This is a genomic window from Nocardia exalbida NBRC 100660, from assembly GCF_000308575.1.
In the GTDB taxonomy this organism is placed as follows: domain Bacteria; phylum Actinomycetota; class Actinomycetes; order Mycobacteriales; family Mycobacteriaceae; genus Nocardia; species Nocardia exalbida.
In genome coordinates this window covers 1-14,545 of record NZ_BAFZ01000164.1, presented here as the reverse complement: position 1 = coordinate 14,545, position 14,545 = coordinate 1, and the positions used below count along the sequence as shown (strand labels likewise).

The window sequence follows — 14,545 nt, the reverse complement described above, 5'->3', positions numbered from 1 at the left end:
TCGTGTCGACCTACCTGCTCATTCACGGCGCATTCCACGGCGGATGGGTCTGGCAGCGGGTGACCCCGCCGCTGGAGGACGCGGGCCACCGCGTCCTGGCCCCCTCGCTGGTCGGCCTCGGCGACCGCGCGCACCTGCTCACCGCAGACGTCGGGCTCGACACCCACGTTCAGGATCTGATCGACCTCGTCACCGCCGCGGACCTGACCGACGTCGTCCTGGTCGGTCACAGCTACGGCGGCATCGTCGTCACCGCGCTGGCCGACGCCGTGCCGGACCGCATCGCCGAACTGGTCTACATCGACACCTTCGTGCCCCGCGACGGCGAGGCGGTGGCCGACATCATGCCGGGCATGGTCGATGCCTTCGCCGCCGCGGCGGCCGCCACCGGCGACGGCTGGCTGGTGCCGCCGCAAACCGAACCGGCGGGCGACGGCGGACTGTACGGCGTCACGGAGGAACCCGATCTCAGCTGGCTGGCGTCCATGCAGACGCCGCAGTCGCTGAAGACCTTCCAGCAGCCGATGAAGCTGACGAATCCCGAGGCGCTGGCGGCGATTCCGGTGACACACGTCTACTGCGGCGAAGGCGGCGAGGACTTCAAAGCGATGCGCGCCGCCATGCCCCGCACCCTGCCACCCGCCGATTTGCCTCCCGGCCGCCTCCACGTGCTCCCCACCGGGCACGACTGCATGATCACGATGCCGCGCGAGTTGGCCGGATGCCTGCTCGAACTCGCCACTCGGCCGGCGCCGACACCGTAGGCCGTCGACTATCGGTCCCGAGTCTCCCCCGAGTCGAAGGCGGCGCGCGCCGCGAGGACCTCGCCGAGGTGTTCGGAGGACCACGTCACGATGCTGCCGAACACCGGGGTGAGCGTTCTGGCCAGCGGGGTCGCCTCGTATTCGACGCGCGGCGGGACCTCGGGGTGGTAGGTGCGCGCGACCAGTCCGTCGCGTTCGAGCTGGCGCAGGCGCTGGGTGAGGACCTTGGGCGTCAGGCCGGGGATGCGCTGTTGCAATTCGGTGAAGCGCAGCTTGCCGTCGTGGGTGAGTACCCAGAGCACCTGGGTGGACCAGCGGCCGAACACCAGGTCGATGACCGGTGTGATCGGACAAGGGTCTACCGGCGTCTCAGGCGCGGTTGTCATACGTCCTCCGAGTAAGTCACTTTCCCCTTGGTTACTACTATACTTTGGAAAGTAATGTGTTTCCAAGGGTCGCGAGCATGCGAAATCCGAAGGGAGCACAGTCATGACGACGACAACGGTGGACGGCCGGCTGGATCTGCCGCGGCGCTCCGGCGATCGGCCGCGCACCCGTGCGCACAATCCGCACCAGCAGCTCGACCAGATCGCGCCCGCCGAACTGCAAGAGCAGCTGTGGTCGCGGATGACCACGCTCGACGGCGTTCTGCTCGGGCGCAGCGGCGTCTCCCTGCCCGACACCCGGGCACTGCACCTGCGGCCGACGATCGCCCAGGGGCCCGCCGAGGCGTATCTCGCGGGCACCGAATTCGCCCACCTGCACGGGCGCGGGGACGGCAGCCTGCACATGTGCCTACCGGAAGACGTGGTCGCACAGGCGGTTGGACAGGGGTGGGCGGAGGCGCACCCGATGGCTCGGCAGGGATACCTGCCGGGGACCCTGGTGATGGTGTATGGGCCGCGTGATCGCGAGGAGCTGGACGTCGTCTGGCAGCTGGTGCGGATCAGTCACCGCTTCGCCGTCCGAGCGGCTACAGCGTGATTAGAGCGGCGGCGGCCATCGTCGGTGTCATGAACGCAACCGATCTTGTCGGCACCTGGGAACTGGTGTCCTACTACGACATCGACGACCAGGGCGTCACCAGCGAGGGGCCACTGGGCGACGCGCCGCGCGGCCTGCTGATCTACGGCGCGCACGGCTACATGTCGGTGAGCATGATGCGCACGGACGGAACTCAGGGAGCCACCCCGTTCATGGGGTACGCGGGCACCTGGCGGCGCACCGGCGCGGAGGTGGTGCACGCGATCAGCGTCTGCTCCAACCCCGCCTGGGCGCGGACCGAGCAGGTGCGGCAGATGTCGCTGAACGCAGACGTGCTGACGCTGATCGGCGCCGCGCGGGTCGGCGGGCGGACGCAACGCCGGGTACTCACCTGGCGCCGCAGCCGCCCGCCCGAAACGCACTGTCAATCCGCTGAATACGAGAACAAGGGCTCATCGAATTGAACCGGTTCGCCGTCTTCCTTGAGGATCCCGGTGATCACGCCTGCCTGCGCTGTCACCGGGATCATCAATTTCATCGCCTCCACGATGCCGACCTGCTGCCCGGCGCTCACCCGGTCGCCGACCTCGACGAACGGGTCCGCACCCGGCTCCGGGCAGCGATAGAACACGCCGACGCTGGGCGCGCGCACGGTCGCGCCGAGCACCGGCGCCTCCGGTGCGGCGACGGCTTCCACCGCGGCCACCGCGACCGGGGCGGGCACGGCCGCCCACTCGGCCTCGACGGTCACCTCTCCCACCTGGAAGCGCAGCGCGCTCGGCTGCTGCGGGAAACCCGCGAGCAACTGCAACGCGCCGGTCTGGATGGCCTCCAGCACCCGCAGATAGTCCTCGTGTCCGAAGGTGGGAGCGTTCTCCTGCACTGCGGTCATCGCCCTTACTCCTTGTCAGTAGTTGCCCAGGCCGCCGCAGACGTTCAGCGCCTGCGCGGTGACGGCGCCCGCCCCGGGACCGATCAGATAGTCGACCATCGCCGCCACCTCGAACGGCTGCACGTAGCGGCCGATGGGCACCCGCGCGCTGACGCGGGCGTGCACCTCCTCGGTGTCCACGCCCCACAGCCCCGAATACACCTCGCGCACCCGCTCGGCCATCGGCGTCTCCACGAATCCGGGACACACGGCGTTCACGGTGATCCCGGACTTGGCCAGTTCGAGGCCGAGCGCCTTGGTGAAGCCGACCACGCCGTGCTTGGACGCGGAGTACGGGGCGCCGTGCACCACGCCCTGTTTGCCGCCGGTGGAGGCGATGTTGACGATGCGGCCGCTACCGCGTTCGAGCATGCCGCCCGCGTTCAGCACCGCCTTCGTCATCAGGAAAACGCTGTTGAGGTTGGTGTTGATCACGTCGAACCACAGTTCGTCGGGCACCTGCGCGGTGACGCCGCCACCGCTGCGGCCCGCGTTGTTGATCAGAATGTCGATCGGGCCGTAGCGCCGCACACCCGCGTCGACGTACTCGCGGACCTGCGCGGCGTCGGCGACGTCGCAGACGGTGCCGTCCACCTCGTGACCGTCGTCCTGCATGCTCTTCACCGTGTCGGTCACCCGTTGCTGATCGCGAGCGCAGAGGAACACCGCGATGCCTTGGGAGGCAAGGTTTTTGGTGATCTCCAGGCCCATTCCGCTGGTCGCTCCGGTGACCAGCGCGACGCGCCGATTTTCCGCCATGACTCCTCCATCGGTCGAACTTCCGAACTCGCCGGGCTTCTCGACCACCAGGGTCGACCGGCGTCCTATAGATCCGGTCAACCGCGCGCGGCGGGGCTCGGCTCAACCGAGGCTCTAGCGGCGAGAACCACGCTGGCTTGCAGCCGAGCCCCGCCGCGACCACAGGAGCAAACATGACCACCGTCGCCAGCCGCACCGAGTTGTACGCCGAGGTCCAGCAGTTCTACGCCGAGCAGATGCAGCGGCTGGACAACCGCGACATCCCCGGCTACGCGGCGACTTTCACCGAGGACGCGGAATTCGAGCACACACCGGGCATTCCCCCCGCCCGGACCAGGGCGGGGATCATCGCCGACTTGGTCGAGTTCCACAAGCGCTTCGAGACCGACCCGATGCAGCGCAGGCATTGGTTCAACATGATCAACCTGCAGCCGCAGGACGACGGGACCATCGTGTCCACCGCCTACTGCCTGGTGGTGAAGATCCGCCCGGGCAGCAAGCCGGAGATCGCGCCGAGCTGCGTCGTGCACGACGTGCTCGTCCGCGCCGACGGCGCGTTGCTGACCCGGTCGCGGCGCGTCGTCCACGACTGATCCGACCAGCATTCGAGGAGATACCCTGTGAATTCCGTTCAGCCGGCCTTGCTCACACTCGCCGCCGACGCCCAGGACCTGCTGTTCCGGGAGGCCCGCACGGCGAACGCCTTCACCGGCGAGCCGGTCACCGACGACCAGATCCGCGAAATCTACGAGCTTGTCAAATACGGACCGACGTCGATGAACCAGCAACCGTTGCGGATCGTTCTGGTGCGCAGCCCCGAGGCCAGGGCGCGTCTGGTCACCCACATGATCGACAACAACAAGCCGAAGACGGCCGCCGCGCCGCTGTCGGCGATTCTGGCCGCCGACCTGAATTTCCACGAGAACCTGCCCAAGGTGTTCCCGCACGCGCCGGAGGCCAAAGACTACTTCGCCGACGCCGACTATCGTGCCGAATCCGCGCGCTTCAACGCTCTGATCCAGATCGGCTACTTCATCCTCGGCGTCCGTGCCGCCGGGCTGGCGGCGGGCCCGATGAACGGCTTCGACGGTGCGGGCCTGGACGAGGACTTCTTCCCGGGCGGCGAACACACCGGCCTCGTCGTGGTCAATATCGGCAAGCCGGGCCCGAACGCGTGGTTCCCGCGCTCGCCGCGACTGGAGTACGAGGAGGTGGTCAGCACGGTGTGATGCGCGACTTACGCGACCTGAACCCCGCCACCATCAACGCGATGTTCACCGTGCACGGCGGGTGGCCACCTGCGGAAGGTGCGCGACATCGAATCACGCTCGGACACACCGGCATTCAAACCGAACGTCGTGATCCGCGGTCTGGCGTCGCTGCCCACCCGGTTCACCCCCGCGTAAGCGGCGCCGCGGGCACGACTCCGGCCGATCCGGCGCTGGCCGCGTTCGGTGTGGTCGGCCTGCTCATGGTCGTCTTCGGCTGATTTCGCTGCTCTGCGCGTCGTCGGCGGGGCCGGCTCGTCTCCGGTGGCGGCTGCCTCAGCGGTTCGACGCGTCCGGCCCACTCGACGACCAGTGACTACCGTGCCGGCGAGTAGCAGATGGTCATGTCTCTACCGGTCGCGTGCGGGGTCGGCATTCGTCTCCTTCGGGATCGTCCGCCACATGGGCGCTGGACGTGCGCCTTGCCGGTGCAGTTCCAGCAGGCGCGGCCGGGCACGGTCCCAGAACAGGCGAATGATCCGGCCCTGCGCCTCGGCTGCTCCGATCACCGGGCGTGTCGATTCGGCGCTCGTGACCAGAAGCTCACTCAGCCGTCGCCTTCGCGCGTCCGAGGGCGGATGGGAACCGAGTTGACGAGCCTGCTCCTCGCCGGTCTCCAGCAGCGACAACGCGCGATCCATCACGTCCACGACATCGAAGTACAAGCCGATGCCCAGGAAGGCGCCTACCAAGTCGATGTTGTCGGCGTCGCCGAAACCGGCCGTCGCGAGAATGCCCAAGCTGATCTCGTCGGCCATGAATTCCTGTTGCCAGGAGTGGGTGAGTGATTCGACATCGGGGACCGGCAGCATTCCCGCGCGCGGCGGCGCTGCATGGGCGTGCACGAGGAGGTGTGCGTACGCCCGCCCCAGGACGAAACGGAGGAGGAAATCACGCAGGTCCGCGGCGAAGTCGAGCTGACCACCCGCCGGCCCGCCGAGCGCATGGCCGACGACGCTGCCGGTCATGGCGTAAACGCTGACGATTTCGGCGAAGCGCGCGGCGAGCGTCGGATCGGCATCCAATCGCTCGGCCGCGGCGGACTCGTCGAAGGAGAAGCTGGTTCGACCGCTCGCATCGGTGCGCCGCTGCGGCAGGACCGACAGGACTGCTTCACCCAACTTGAACGCGAACAGCGACAGCTCGTCTTCGATGAGCATCAGGCAGGTGCCCCGAGCGTCCCAATGGCCCGGCACGGGTGCGAGCACCGCGTCGAGCCGACCCGTCCGGAGGTGGCCGACGAGCGGGCGGGGGAATTCGGCCACCTCGGCCTGCAACGCACTCTCGGTCCAGCCCAGCACCTCGGCGAACAGGTCGCCGACGTCCCGCGGATCGCGCCCCAGATGCACCGTCGCCGCTCGCGGATCGTCGGCTCGCTCGACGCGGAGGAAGCGATCGAGTTCGGTTCCCAGAGCGGCTGGGTCGACCCGAGCGCGGGCGCCGAGCAAGGCATCGGTCCGCGCCAGCAGATTCCGGTAGTAGTGCGACGCGGCTTCCTCGGGGTGTAGCGACCCCGGATCGAGCGGGGGGCCGGGCGTAGGCGCTTCTTTCGGGATGGTTCGCCAGGTGTGCGCCGGCCGCACGCCACGCTCGCGCAGGTCCAGCAGGCGTGGTCGCGTGCGTTCCCACAGCAGACGCACGACGTCCGCCTGAATCTCGGCGTTCTTCAGCGCCGCCCGGAACCGTTCGGCCTTCTCCCGCTCGTCCGTGCCGTCGACGCGAGCCAGCTGCTCGAGCGACTCCCGCATTCGCCGCCTGCGCAGATATGACGGTGGGTGCGAGCCCAGCTGGCGGACGTTCTCGTCACCGGTTTCCAGCAGGGACACCGCTCGATCCATGACGTCCAGGGCGTCGAAGAACAGGCTGATGCCCAGAAAACTCAACTCGACCGGATACGCGTCGGTGCAGTTGATCGCCAGGCCCATGCCGATGAAGTCGGCTTCGAGCTCCTGCTTCCACGAGTAGGTCAGCGTGCTGACGTCGTCGATCGGCAGGACACCTCGGCTCGACGCCGTCTTGTGCAGATGGCCGAACAGGATGTGCCCGTATTCGTGGCCGATCACGAAGTTCTCCAGGGACTGTCCCAACATGTTCGCGAAGTTGAGGTAGCCCGGAGGCAGCATGGGATAGGACTCGGTCCGATCGAACCGGCCGGTCACCGCGTAACCGGTGACGGCGTCGACGAAACGAGCGAGGACATCCGGATCGGACTCGATCCGTTCGGTCACGCCGGACACGCCGAGCTGATAGTCGCGCAGATGTCCGTCGTGCACAGGGCCGCGCGGGATCGCCCAGGCGACTGCCGCGCTCAGCTTGTGCCAGAACTCCTCCATCTGGTCCTCGACGAGCACCAGGTAGGCATCCGAGTGTCCAGGTGTCAGCGTGCACACGGCATTGAGCTGCCCGGTTCGCAGCGGACGCACCAACGGGCGCCCGCCGAGCCGGGGCAAGCCGTCCGGGAACATGGTCGGAATGGCCGCTTCGATCCGGTCCTGGATTCTGCTCAGCTGCTCGACTTTGATCTCGTGGCGGCCCGCGCGACCGCGCATGAACTGGGCGACCACCCGCTCCGCCTCCGCCCGTATCTCCGGGGTGACCCCGGGAGCCGCGTAGTCCCGCAGGATCCGTTCGAGGAGCTCCGCAGCCCTGGTCTCGAATTCGGCCAGGTCGGCGCCGGCGAGATCGCCGGGCTCGGGCTCCTCCAGTGCCGCCCGCAGCTGCTCGTAATACCGTTGTGCTGCTTGCTGGGCGTCACCGTGCACCTACGCGCCGCCCTCGGGAGCCGGATCGCCGTCGATCGTCTCGACCGCGATGTCCGCCGTCTCTATCGCGATGTCCGCGCCGAACCTCTCGGTCACCGTTCGAGTGACCTCCTCCGCGCTGCCGCCGCTGGAAAGCAACTGCGGCAGGGTGGATACCACCTTGCCGAACATGCCCTCCGGCTCCCTGACCTCCACGGTCACCTTGCCGTCGACGGTGACGATCACGACGGTGCCGTACACGACATCCGGGGTGCGGTAGAACGCCTTCGGTGCGCCCGGCCGCAGGTCGATCACCTGACCACCTTTGCGCTGCTCCAAGATGTGCGATACCGCACCGACGGCGGCCGCCGCACCGACCAGCAGCAGGGTCACGGTCGTGACCGGCTCGATTCCGCGGCGGGGGAACTCCTGCACCTCGACGCCGTGAGCCGCTGCCAACGCGCGTGCCGACGGCACCTCCCACGGGTCCAGTAGGACGGCCTGCGTCTGCGATGGCTCGTTCACCGAAATTCCCCCTGCGCGAAGACAATCGAGTCAGACCAACAGGGTGCCACAACCGGGCCGGCTCTGCCATACCGTCGGGGGTTCTGCGGGCGGAGCGGCCGGAGCAGGGAGTTCGCCGATGAGGTCGCTGGTGACGATGCAGCGCCTGTCCACACTGATCGCGACGGCGTCGGCCTGTGCTGTGCGGGTGCCGGCGCCGACGGCACTGTCCGTCTCCGGGAGTTCGAGCTAGTCGAAAGCAGCATCGGAAGTCGGTTGACCGCCGAGTTGAGTGATGGCCGCTCGTAGACGTGTCTGCTGATTCGCCGATTGCCGAGGGTTGGACGACAACGTTTGGAGTATATGAATTGCTCGTGCTCGGTCGGTGTCGTCCAACCGTTCCGCCATCTCGCAAAGGTGCTCTGAGATTGTCTGCACCGGCCGCCAGTAGCTCAGCGCCTTGCCGATGCCCTCGTACACATCGATGACAGCGGTGTCGTCGAACCCCCTCGTGATGGCGACTGTTGCCGACTTGACCCGCCACTTGGGGTTCATCGCTCCGGACCGCAGGAACGCGATCGGTGCCTTGCCATCGGTGACAAGGCGTTTGGCGAGCTTGATGCCTGCTTCGCCGAGTTCGTCGTGCCGAGTGGTCATGAGTTGCTGCGCCAACTCTCTGAGTTGCACGGTATCGGCTTGTTCGGCGGATACGACTCGCCCCGAGAGTCGGTCGACCGCCATGATTCGAAGGTGCGGCTCCTCCAGGATGGTTGCCGCAAAACCGATGAGCTCGCTGGTGGGGACATCGTCGGTCCCGTCGGCCAGCGCAGCGAGAACCCTCGAGCGTACCGGCGCGGGGTCGTCCAAGCGTGCACGCACGATTGCTTTCAGGTGGTCAGCGAATGACGTGGCGAAATCGGCCACCGACTTGTACCTGTTGAATCCGCGACGCTCGGCTTCGAGCCGGGAAAAGAATTCCTCGACTGCCTGGACCTGGCGGTGTGCCTGGATCACAACGGAGGCATCCGTCGTGGAATCAAGATCAAAAGAAACCGGACCCTCCCGTCGGGCCGCTATTTCGAAGATCGCTTGGCGCTCATCTCGCACATCGGACGGTGAGGCGACAAAGATGCGGAAATGCTGAGGCACCGGCAGATCGTCGCAGATCTGGTTGTCAGTTGCCGGGCGCACGGTTCGAAGTGACGGTACGGGTCACGGCGCCCTCGCATCAACGCAGGGCTCGGTAGGGCGAGACCGATCGTCACGTACTGTTCCCGCTGCGGCTGGATGAATGCTCTCGACGAAGTCTTTCGGCGCTGCCATCGCTCTTCCTCAACCCGACCATCACCCTGCATGGCGACAGCGCCAATGGATCATGGTTGTTCTGGATCGCCTCGATCATCGCCGCCGACCCCCGCACGGTCTACATGAGCGCCGCTCACCTATACCCGCACCCACGACGGCTGGCGGAGCGCCGAACCTCGAATTCGTTGTCGCCGAGGCCGGGTCGGAGGACGGCTCCGCCCGAAGGGTAGGCCGATCGGCTGATACCGGCGGCCCCGGCCGCCGTGTCAGGCTTTTCTCGGCGCGGCCACCGCGACTCGGAAACGAAGCATCTTGTGGCCGTGGGTTTTTCACGGGGATTCCAAGGAGTATCGCATGCTGATTCGGGGCAGCGAATTGACCGTTGATGATGTCTACGACATCGCCGTCGAGCGCGAGCCGGTGGAGCTCGACGCCGATCAGCTCGCAATGGTCGACGCCACGCATCGACGGATCCAGCGATGGGGTGCAGAAGGGCATCCGATCTACGGGGTCACGACGGGGTTCGGCGAGATGGTGACCAGAAGCATCCCCCCGCAGTTCGAGACGGCGCTGCAAGGCAACCTCCTGCGTACCCACGCGGCCGGTGGCGGCCCCCTGTTCGAGGACACGACGGTGCGGGCCATCTCGGTCGCCCGGCTCAACTGCCTGATGCGAGGCTACTCGGGGGTTCGCCCCGAGACACTGACGTTGATGGCCGACCTGCTCAACGCCGGTATCCATTCGCTGGTCCCGCAGCAGGGATCACTCGGCGCCAGTGGTGACCTGGCCCCACTGGCGCATCTGGCGATCTCGCTCATCGGCGCCGGGCAGGTCCGCCGGGACGGGGTGATCCACTCTGCTGCCGAGGCACTGGCCGCCGCCGGTCTGCGGCCGACGCGCTTGGGATACAAAGAGGGGCTCGCGCTGATCAACGGCACCTCCGCGATGACCGGCGTCGCCTCTGTTTCGCTCGTTCGGGCACGTCGCCTGCTGCGGGTGGCGCTGTGGGCCTCGGCCACGTTCCTGCAGGTGATGCGGGGATCAACCGGGGCATTCGAGCCGCGCGGTCACGAGCTGAAGAATCACGCGGGGCAGTGCGAGGTGGCCGAGGTGGTCCTCGGGCTGCTCGGTGGCAGTGAACTCACCCGCGACCACGGTGAGGTGATGCGACTCATCCAGGCGGAGGCGGCGAACTCCGGGCGGGTGACCAAGGTTCACGACTATCTCCAGGACGCCTACACCTTGCGGTGTATTCCCCAGATCGTCGGCCCTGTCGTCGACACTCTCGACTATTGCCGGCGCCTGGTGGAGGAAGAACTGAATTCGTGCAACGACAACCCGCTCATCTTCGATTCGCCCGAGACCATTTTCCACGGCGGCAACTTCCACGGCCAGTATGTCTCCATGGCATGCGATTTCCTCAATGTTGCCGTGTGTGAAATCGGGGTGCTGGCCGAGCGACAGGTGAATCGGATCCTCGATCCCCACCTCAACCGTTCCTATCCCGCGTTCCTGGCCTTCGGCGACGAGGGGCTGAACTCCGGTCTGCAGGGCTCACAGTATCTGGCCACCAGCATCGCCTCGGAGAACCTGGACCTCGCGGCTCCGGCGTCGGTCAAGTCGATCCCGTCGAACGGGCAGAACCAGGACGTGGTCAGCATGGGCCTGATCGCCGCCCGGAAGTCGTGCACGCTCGTCGACAACGTGTACACGATCGTCTCGGTGCTCGTCGCGGCCTGTTATCAGGCCGCGACGATGGTGGGTATCGAGAAGTTCAGTCCCGGTACCCGGGGTCTGCTCGAGCACCTCGGACAGGCGACCCCGGCCTTCCGCGACGACGAGGGTATCGCCTCGGAGTTCCTGGCCACGGTTCGCCGGACGGTTCTCGACCCGGGCGTGGACGATCTGCTTCCGTCGTTGCCGAGTCGTGCGGCTTCCCGTCGTCTCCCCGCCTTCGCACCGGTGCAGTGACGATGTCGGAGATGGCACGGATGCGCTCGGCATCTGTTCCGGAGTACGTGCGCGCACACGCGGCGACGCGTCCCGATGCTCCGGCTGCCGGCGACCTCACCTACGGCCGCCTGGATGCCTGGGCGGATCAGGTCGTCGGTACCTTGCGCGACTGGGGTATCCGGCCCGGGGATCGAGTGGCCACCCGGCTCGGGGTCGGCCCCGAGTTCGTCGTGGTATTCCTCGCGCTGATGCGGGCCGGTGCTGTCACGGTGCCGCTGGCGGTGTCGTCGACCGGATGGGACCGGGACGTCCTGACCGACTCGCCCCCGGGAATTGTCGTCGTCTCCGCCGACTGCCCGTCCGGGTCCACCGGGTGGGCCGCATCCGAGGATCGACGACGGCTTCCGCCGTTCGACCCCTCGCGCCCCGCCCAGAATGGCTCGGCGGACAACGAAACTCCGCCTCCCGTATTCGATCTGGACGCTCCCTGCTACACAGTCTTCACCTCGGGCTCGACCGGACGACCGAAGGCCGTCACACAGACCCATCGGGCCTTCACCGATCTGGTCTGCTGGATGGTTCGGGAATTCCGACTGGCGCCTGCGGTGAAATGGGCACTGTGGGCCTCGACCCACTACGACGCGAGTCTCTGCGAGATCGCTGCCACGCTCGTCGCCGGCGGCGCTGTCGTTCCCCTGCCGGCCGAGGTCAAATACGACGCACGCCTGCTCGTGAATTTTCTGGCCGAGGAGGACGTGCACGTTCTGCAGACCGTTCCGAGTTTCGCGCGCGAAATCGTCCATGCCCTCGGCAATGGCGGCGCGTCGGGTGGACCGCCGCCACTGTCTTGCCTGCTCCTGACAGGTGAACCGCTGCCGGGAGCCCTGGCGGCCGCGTTGCGGGTGCACCTGCCTGCCACTCGGCTGATCAATCTGTACGGACCTACCGAGACCATCCTGGCGACATGGATGGAGGTGCCGGAGGGGCGATGGTCCGAGACTGTGCCGGTCGGCCGCCCGATTCCCGGGTATCGCGTCTTCGTCGTCAACGGCGACGACCGGCTCTGCGACGACGGCTCCGTCGGCGAGATCGTGATCTGCGCGCCGTTCCTCCCCGACAGCTACACCGCAGGCGCCGATGCGGACGGCGCGGCGAGGTTCGTCCCCTTGTCCCTGCCCGGCGCGGCGGAGCCCCTGCGGTGCTACCGGACCGGCGATCTGGGGCGGTGGCGCACCGACGGCCTCCTCGAATGGTGTGGTCGCGCTGATCGCCAGATGAAACTCCGCGGGACGCGCGTGGAGCCCGCGGAGATCGAATCCGCGGCGATCGAGCATCCGGCCGTCATCGACTGCGTCGTGGTCGGAATTGCGGGCACCGAGGGGCTGGTGGATTTCCTGGTCGCCTATGTCGCCGCCGGCGCGAATTCGCTATCGGCGGGGGATATTCGCGAACACCTGCGTCGTCGACTCGACGCGGATCTCATGCCGTCGGAGTTTGTCGTACTACCGGCACTGCCGCGCAACAGTGGGGGAAAGGTGGATCTCGCGCGGCTCCAGCGCCCGGCACACTGATCGAGGGGGACAGTCGTGGACCTGGACCGGACCGAATTGATTCCGCCACTTCGTGGTTACTCGCCGCATATGGGTTCCGAGATCAGTGCGTTCCTCGCAGATACTTTGCGGGAACTCCGGGGATCGAGCACAGGAACCGCCCAGTGGTCCCCGTCGGTGCGAGCGTTCGCCGACTTGCTGTGGCGCGACCCGATCGTGCACATGTACACGCTGGCCATGCTCGACGAGGTGCCGGAGCCGAACCGCACGGTCTCCGACATCCCCGAGCTGGTCCGGGCACTGGACCTGCTGTCGACGCGCGCTCCGGAATACCATCCGGACCCTGGCCGGTCGAACTTCTTCCCGGTCTCGACGCTGTTCGTGCACATGATGGAGACGCCGGCAGGCCGGGTGCTCTGCCGCAACACGGCGTTCAACGACGGATTGCGGCGAATCCTCGCGAGCTGGTGCGCGCACCTCGACTCCCCGAAATCACGCGATGTGCTGCATACCGGCGACAACGGGTGGTTGTGCGCATCCTCGTACGAGCGGAACAACCTGCACGACTACATCATTCCCGACCCCGCGGATCCGCACTGGGGCTTCGCGTCGTTCAACGACTTCTTCCACAGGCAGATCCGGCCGGACAGGCGCCCCGTCGCCGCGCCGCACGATTCGCGAGTGATCGTGTCCCCCAATGACGGCACGCTCTACAAAGTGGCCCAGGACGTCAGGGGATTCGATCGGTTCTGGATCAAGTGCCAACCCTACTCGATCTATCACATGCTCAACGGTGACCGCATTTCACGGAAGTTCGAGGGAGGCACCGTATTCCAGAGCTTTCTCGACGGCCGGAACTATCATCGCTTCTGGTCGCCGGTCGCGGGAACCGTGACCAGGATCGAGACCATCCCCGGGCTGATGTTCAGTAGTGTCGATGCCCTCCGGGGTGACACGACCGCAGGCACCTACTCCCAGGCCTATATGTCGTGTGTGAATACCAGAACCGTCGTCACCATCGATGCCGAGCATCCGGGCATCGGGACACTCTGCCTGGTCGCCATCGGTATCTCCGAAATATCCTCCATCTCGATGTCCGTCGAGGTGGGCAGCAGGGTGCGTAAGGGCGCAGAACTCGGGTATTTCAGCTACGGGGGAAGCAGCGTATGCCTGGTCTTCCGTCCCGGCGCGGTCTGCGGATTCACCATCGACACCGATTTCACCGGCACCGAGCTCGGTACGCGGGGGATCGCGTTGCGGGCCGGCCAGGAAATCGCGGTGCACTAGAAAATTCAGATAGTGGGTGGGGGGACTCGGGTGTATACCGCCGCCGGGCTGGTGCCACCGGGTGTGGTGACGGTGAGGGTGGTCGGTCCGGCGGCTCCTGCGGGCGCGTCGACGACGATCTGGGTATTGGAGATGACGGTGAACGGTGCGGGTGTGGCGCCGAACAGCACGGTGGAGGTTTGGGCGAGGTTGGTGCCGGTGACGGTTACAGTGACGCCGCCGGTGGTGGGTCCTTGGTTCGGGTTGAGGGTCGTGATGGTGGGTGCGCTCAGATAGGGGTAGGAGACGCTGTTGCTGACCCCACCGGGGGTGGTGGCGGTGACCTGCACGGTCCCCGACCCAGGGGGTGCGGTGGCGGTGATCTGGGTGTCGGAGACCACCGTGAACGCGCCCGCGGCGGTGGCGCCGAAGGTGACGGCAGTAGCGCCGAGCAGGTGCGTGCCGGTGAGAGTGACGGTGGTGCCGCCGGAGAGCGGCCCCGCGCTGGGGGAGACGCCGG

General features: G+C 66.9%; 16 protein-coding genes. 9 read left to right on the top strand and 7 right to left on the bottom strand.

Annotation, left to right across the window (positions count from 1 at the left end; translation table 11 throughout):
• Positions 1-2: 2 nt before the first annotated feature.
• Positions 3-764 (top strand): alpha/beta fold hydrolase, encoded by a 762-nt coding sequence (locus ON29_RS32290; protein WP_040872014.1) that lies wholly within the window; start codon positions 3-5, stop codon positions 762-764.
• Between the two features lie 8 nt (positions 765-772).
• Here ON29_RS32290 and ON29_RS32285 read toward each other — a convergent pair whose 3' ends face one another.
• Positions 773-1,150 (bottom strand): winged helix-turn-helix transcriptional regulator, encoded by a 378-nt coding sequence (locus tag ON29_RS32285; RefSeq protein WP_040872013.1) that lies wholly within the window; start codon positions 1,148-1,150, stop codon positions 773-775.
• Between the two features lie 103 nt (positions 1,151-1,253).
• Here ON29_RS32285 and ON29_RS32280 point away from each other — a divergent pair, with 103 nt between their 5' ends.
• Both ON29_RS32280 and ON29_RS32275 read left to right on the top strand, forming a co-directional pair.
• Positions 1,254-1,748: a luciferase domain-containing protein gene (locus ON29_RS32280; protein ID WP_051175857.1), complete on the top strand. Its 495-nt coding sequence runs from the start codon at positions 1,254-1,256 to the stop codon at positions 1,746-1,748.
• 29 nt (positions 1,749-1,777) lie between these two features.
• A complete protein-coding gene (locus tag ON29_RS32275; RefSeq protein ID WP_051175856.1) occupies positions 1,778-2,212 on the top strand; it encodes a lipocalin-like domain-containing protein in 435 nt (144 codons plus the stop codon).
• On the opposite strand, the gene ON29_RS32270 is transcribed toward ON29_RS32275, so the two are convergent.
• Complete coding sequence (locus ON29_RS32270; RefSeq protein ID WP_051175855.1) at positions 2,173-2,640, bottom strand: acetyl-CoA carboxylase biotin carboxyl carrier protein; 468 nt, start codon at positions 2,638-2,640, stop codon at positions 2,173-2,175. The genes ON29_RS32275 and ON29_RS32270 overlap by 40 nt on opposite strands.
• Before the next feature lie 15 nt (positions 2,641-2,655).
• On the bottom strand, positions 2,656-3,438 hold the full coding sequence (locus ON29_RS32265) for an SDR family NAD(P)-dependent oxidoreductase (protein ID WP_040872069.1): 783 nt from the start codon (positions 3,436-3,438) through the stop codon (positions 2,656-2,658).
• 173 nt (positions 3,439-3,611) lie between these two features.
• On the opposite strand from ON29_RS32265, the gene ON29_RS32260 reads away from it, so the two are divergent.
• The 3 genes from ON29_RS32260 to ON29_RS36280 are packed head-to-tail and all read left to right on the top strand — an operon-like array spanning position 3,612 to position 4,927.
• Positions 3,612-4,031 (top strand): nuclear transport factor 2 family protein, encoded by a 420-nt coding sequence (locus tag ON29_RS32260; RefSeq protein WP_040872011.1) that lies wholly within the window; start codon positions 3,612-3,614, stop codon positions 4,029-4,031.
• Positions 4,032-4,058: 27 nt separating this feature from the next.
• Positions 4,059-4,667: a malonic semialdehyde reductase gene (locus tag ON29_RS32255; protein ID WP_040872010.1), complete on the top strand. Its 609-nt coding sequence runs from the start codon at positions 4,059-4,061 to the stop codon at positions 4,665-4,667.
• Positions 4,664-4,927, top strand: a complete 264-nt coding sequence (locus tag ON29_RS36280) for a hypothetical protein (RefSeq protein WP_157172986.1) — start codon at positions 4,664-4,666, stop codon at positions 4,925-4,927. The genes ON29_RS32255 and ON29_RS36280 overlap by 4 nt, the downstream gene beginning before the upstream one ends.
• Positions 4,928-5,056: 129 nt before the next feature.
• Here ON29_RS36280 and ON29_RS32245 read toward each other — a convergent pair whose 3' ends face one another.
• The 3 genes from ON29_RS32245 to ON29_RS32235 form a co-directional block, all read right to left on the bottom strand.
• Positions 5,057-7,468, bottom strand: coding sequence for a M48 family metalloprotease (locus tag ON29_RS32245; protein ID WP_040872008.1), 2,412 nt, complete (start codon positions 7,466-7,468; stop codon positions 5,057-5,059).
• Entirely contained in the window at positions 7,469-7,972 is a 504-nt protein-coding gene (locus tag ON29_RS32240) for a hypothetical protein (protein ID WP_040872007.1), read from the bottom strand. It lies immediately after the preceding gene.
• 228 nt (positions 7,973-8,200) lie between these two features.
• Positions 8,201-9,142, bottom strand: coding sequence for a hypothetical protein (locus tag ON29_RS32235; protein ID WP_157172985.1), 942 nt, complete (start codon positions 9,140-9,142; stop codon positions 8,201-8,203).
• A gap of 468 nt (positions 9,143-9,610) precedes the next feature.
• Here ON29_RS32235 and cmdF point away from each other — a divergent pair, with 468 nt between their 5' ends.
• The 3 genes from cmdF to ON29_RS32220 all read left to right on the top strand — a co-directional run bounded on the left by cmdF (position 9,611) and on the right by ON29_RS32220 (position 14,046).
• Complete coding sequence (gene cmdF / locus ON29_RS32230; RefSeq protein WP_051175854.1) at positions 9,611-11,227, top strand: tyrosine 2,3-aminomutase; 1,617 nt, start codon at positions 9,611-9,613, stop codon at positions 11,225-11,227.
• A gap of 11 nt (positions 11,228-11,238) precedes the next feature.
• Complete coding sequence (locus ON29_RS32225) at positions 11,239-12,780, top strand: amino acid adenylation domain-containing protein (protein ID WP_157172984.1); 1,542 nt, start codon at positions 11,239-11,241, stop codon at positions 12,778-12,780.
• Positions 12,781-12,936: 156 nt separating this feature from the next.
• Positions 12,937-14,046 (top strand): phosphatidylserine decarboxylase family protein, encoded by a 1,110-nt coding sequence (locus ON29_RS32220; RefSeq protein WP_217999371.1) that lies wholly within the window; start codon positions 12,937-12,939, stop codon positions 14,044-14,046.
• A gap of 5 nt (positions 14,047-14,051) precedes the next feature.
• Here the strand turns inward: ON29_RS32220 and ON29_RS32215 are convergent.
• Positions 14,052-14,545: IPT/TIG domain-containing protein (locus tag ON29_RS32215; protein ID WP_040872005.1), on the bottom strand; the 494-nt coding region annotated here is incomplete at its 5' end.

What these genes read in the sequence shown, in the direction of transcription:
- ON29_RS32285 (WP_040872013.1), bottom strand. Translation starts at nt 1,150, where the DNA reads ATGACAACCGCGCCTGAGACGCCGGTAGACCCTTGTCCGATCACACCG.
- ON29_RS32280 (WP_051175857.1), top strand. Translation starts at nt 1,254, where the DNA reads ATGACGACGACAACGGTGGACGGCCGGCTGGATCTGCCGCGGCGCTCC.
- ON29_RS32275 (WP_051175856.1), top strand. Translation starts at nt 1,778, where the DNA reads ATGAACGCAACCGATCTTGTCGGCACCTGGGAACTGGTGTCCTACTAC.
- ON29_RS32270 (WP_051175855.1), bottom strand. Translation starts at nt 2,640, where the DNA reads ATGACCGCAGTGCAGGAGAACGCTCCCACCTTCGGACACGAGGACTAT.
- ON29_RS32265 (WP_040872069.1), bottom strand. Translation starts at nt 3,438, where the DNA reads ATGGCGGAAAATCGGCGCGTCGCGCTGGTCACCGGAGCGACCAGCGGA.
- ON29_RS32260 (WP_040872011.1), top strand. Translation starts at nt 3,612, where the DNA reads ATGACCACCGTCGCCAGCCGCACCGAGTTGTACGCCGAGGTCCAGCAG.
- cmdF (WP_051175854.1), top strand. Translation starts at nt 9,611, where the DNA reads ATGCTGATTCGGGGCAGCGAATTGACCGTTGATGATGTCTACGACATC.
- ON29_RS32225 (WP_157172984.1), top strand. Translation starts at nt 11,239, where the DNA reads ATGGCACGGATGCGCTCGGCATCTGTTCCGGAGTACGTGCGCGCACAC.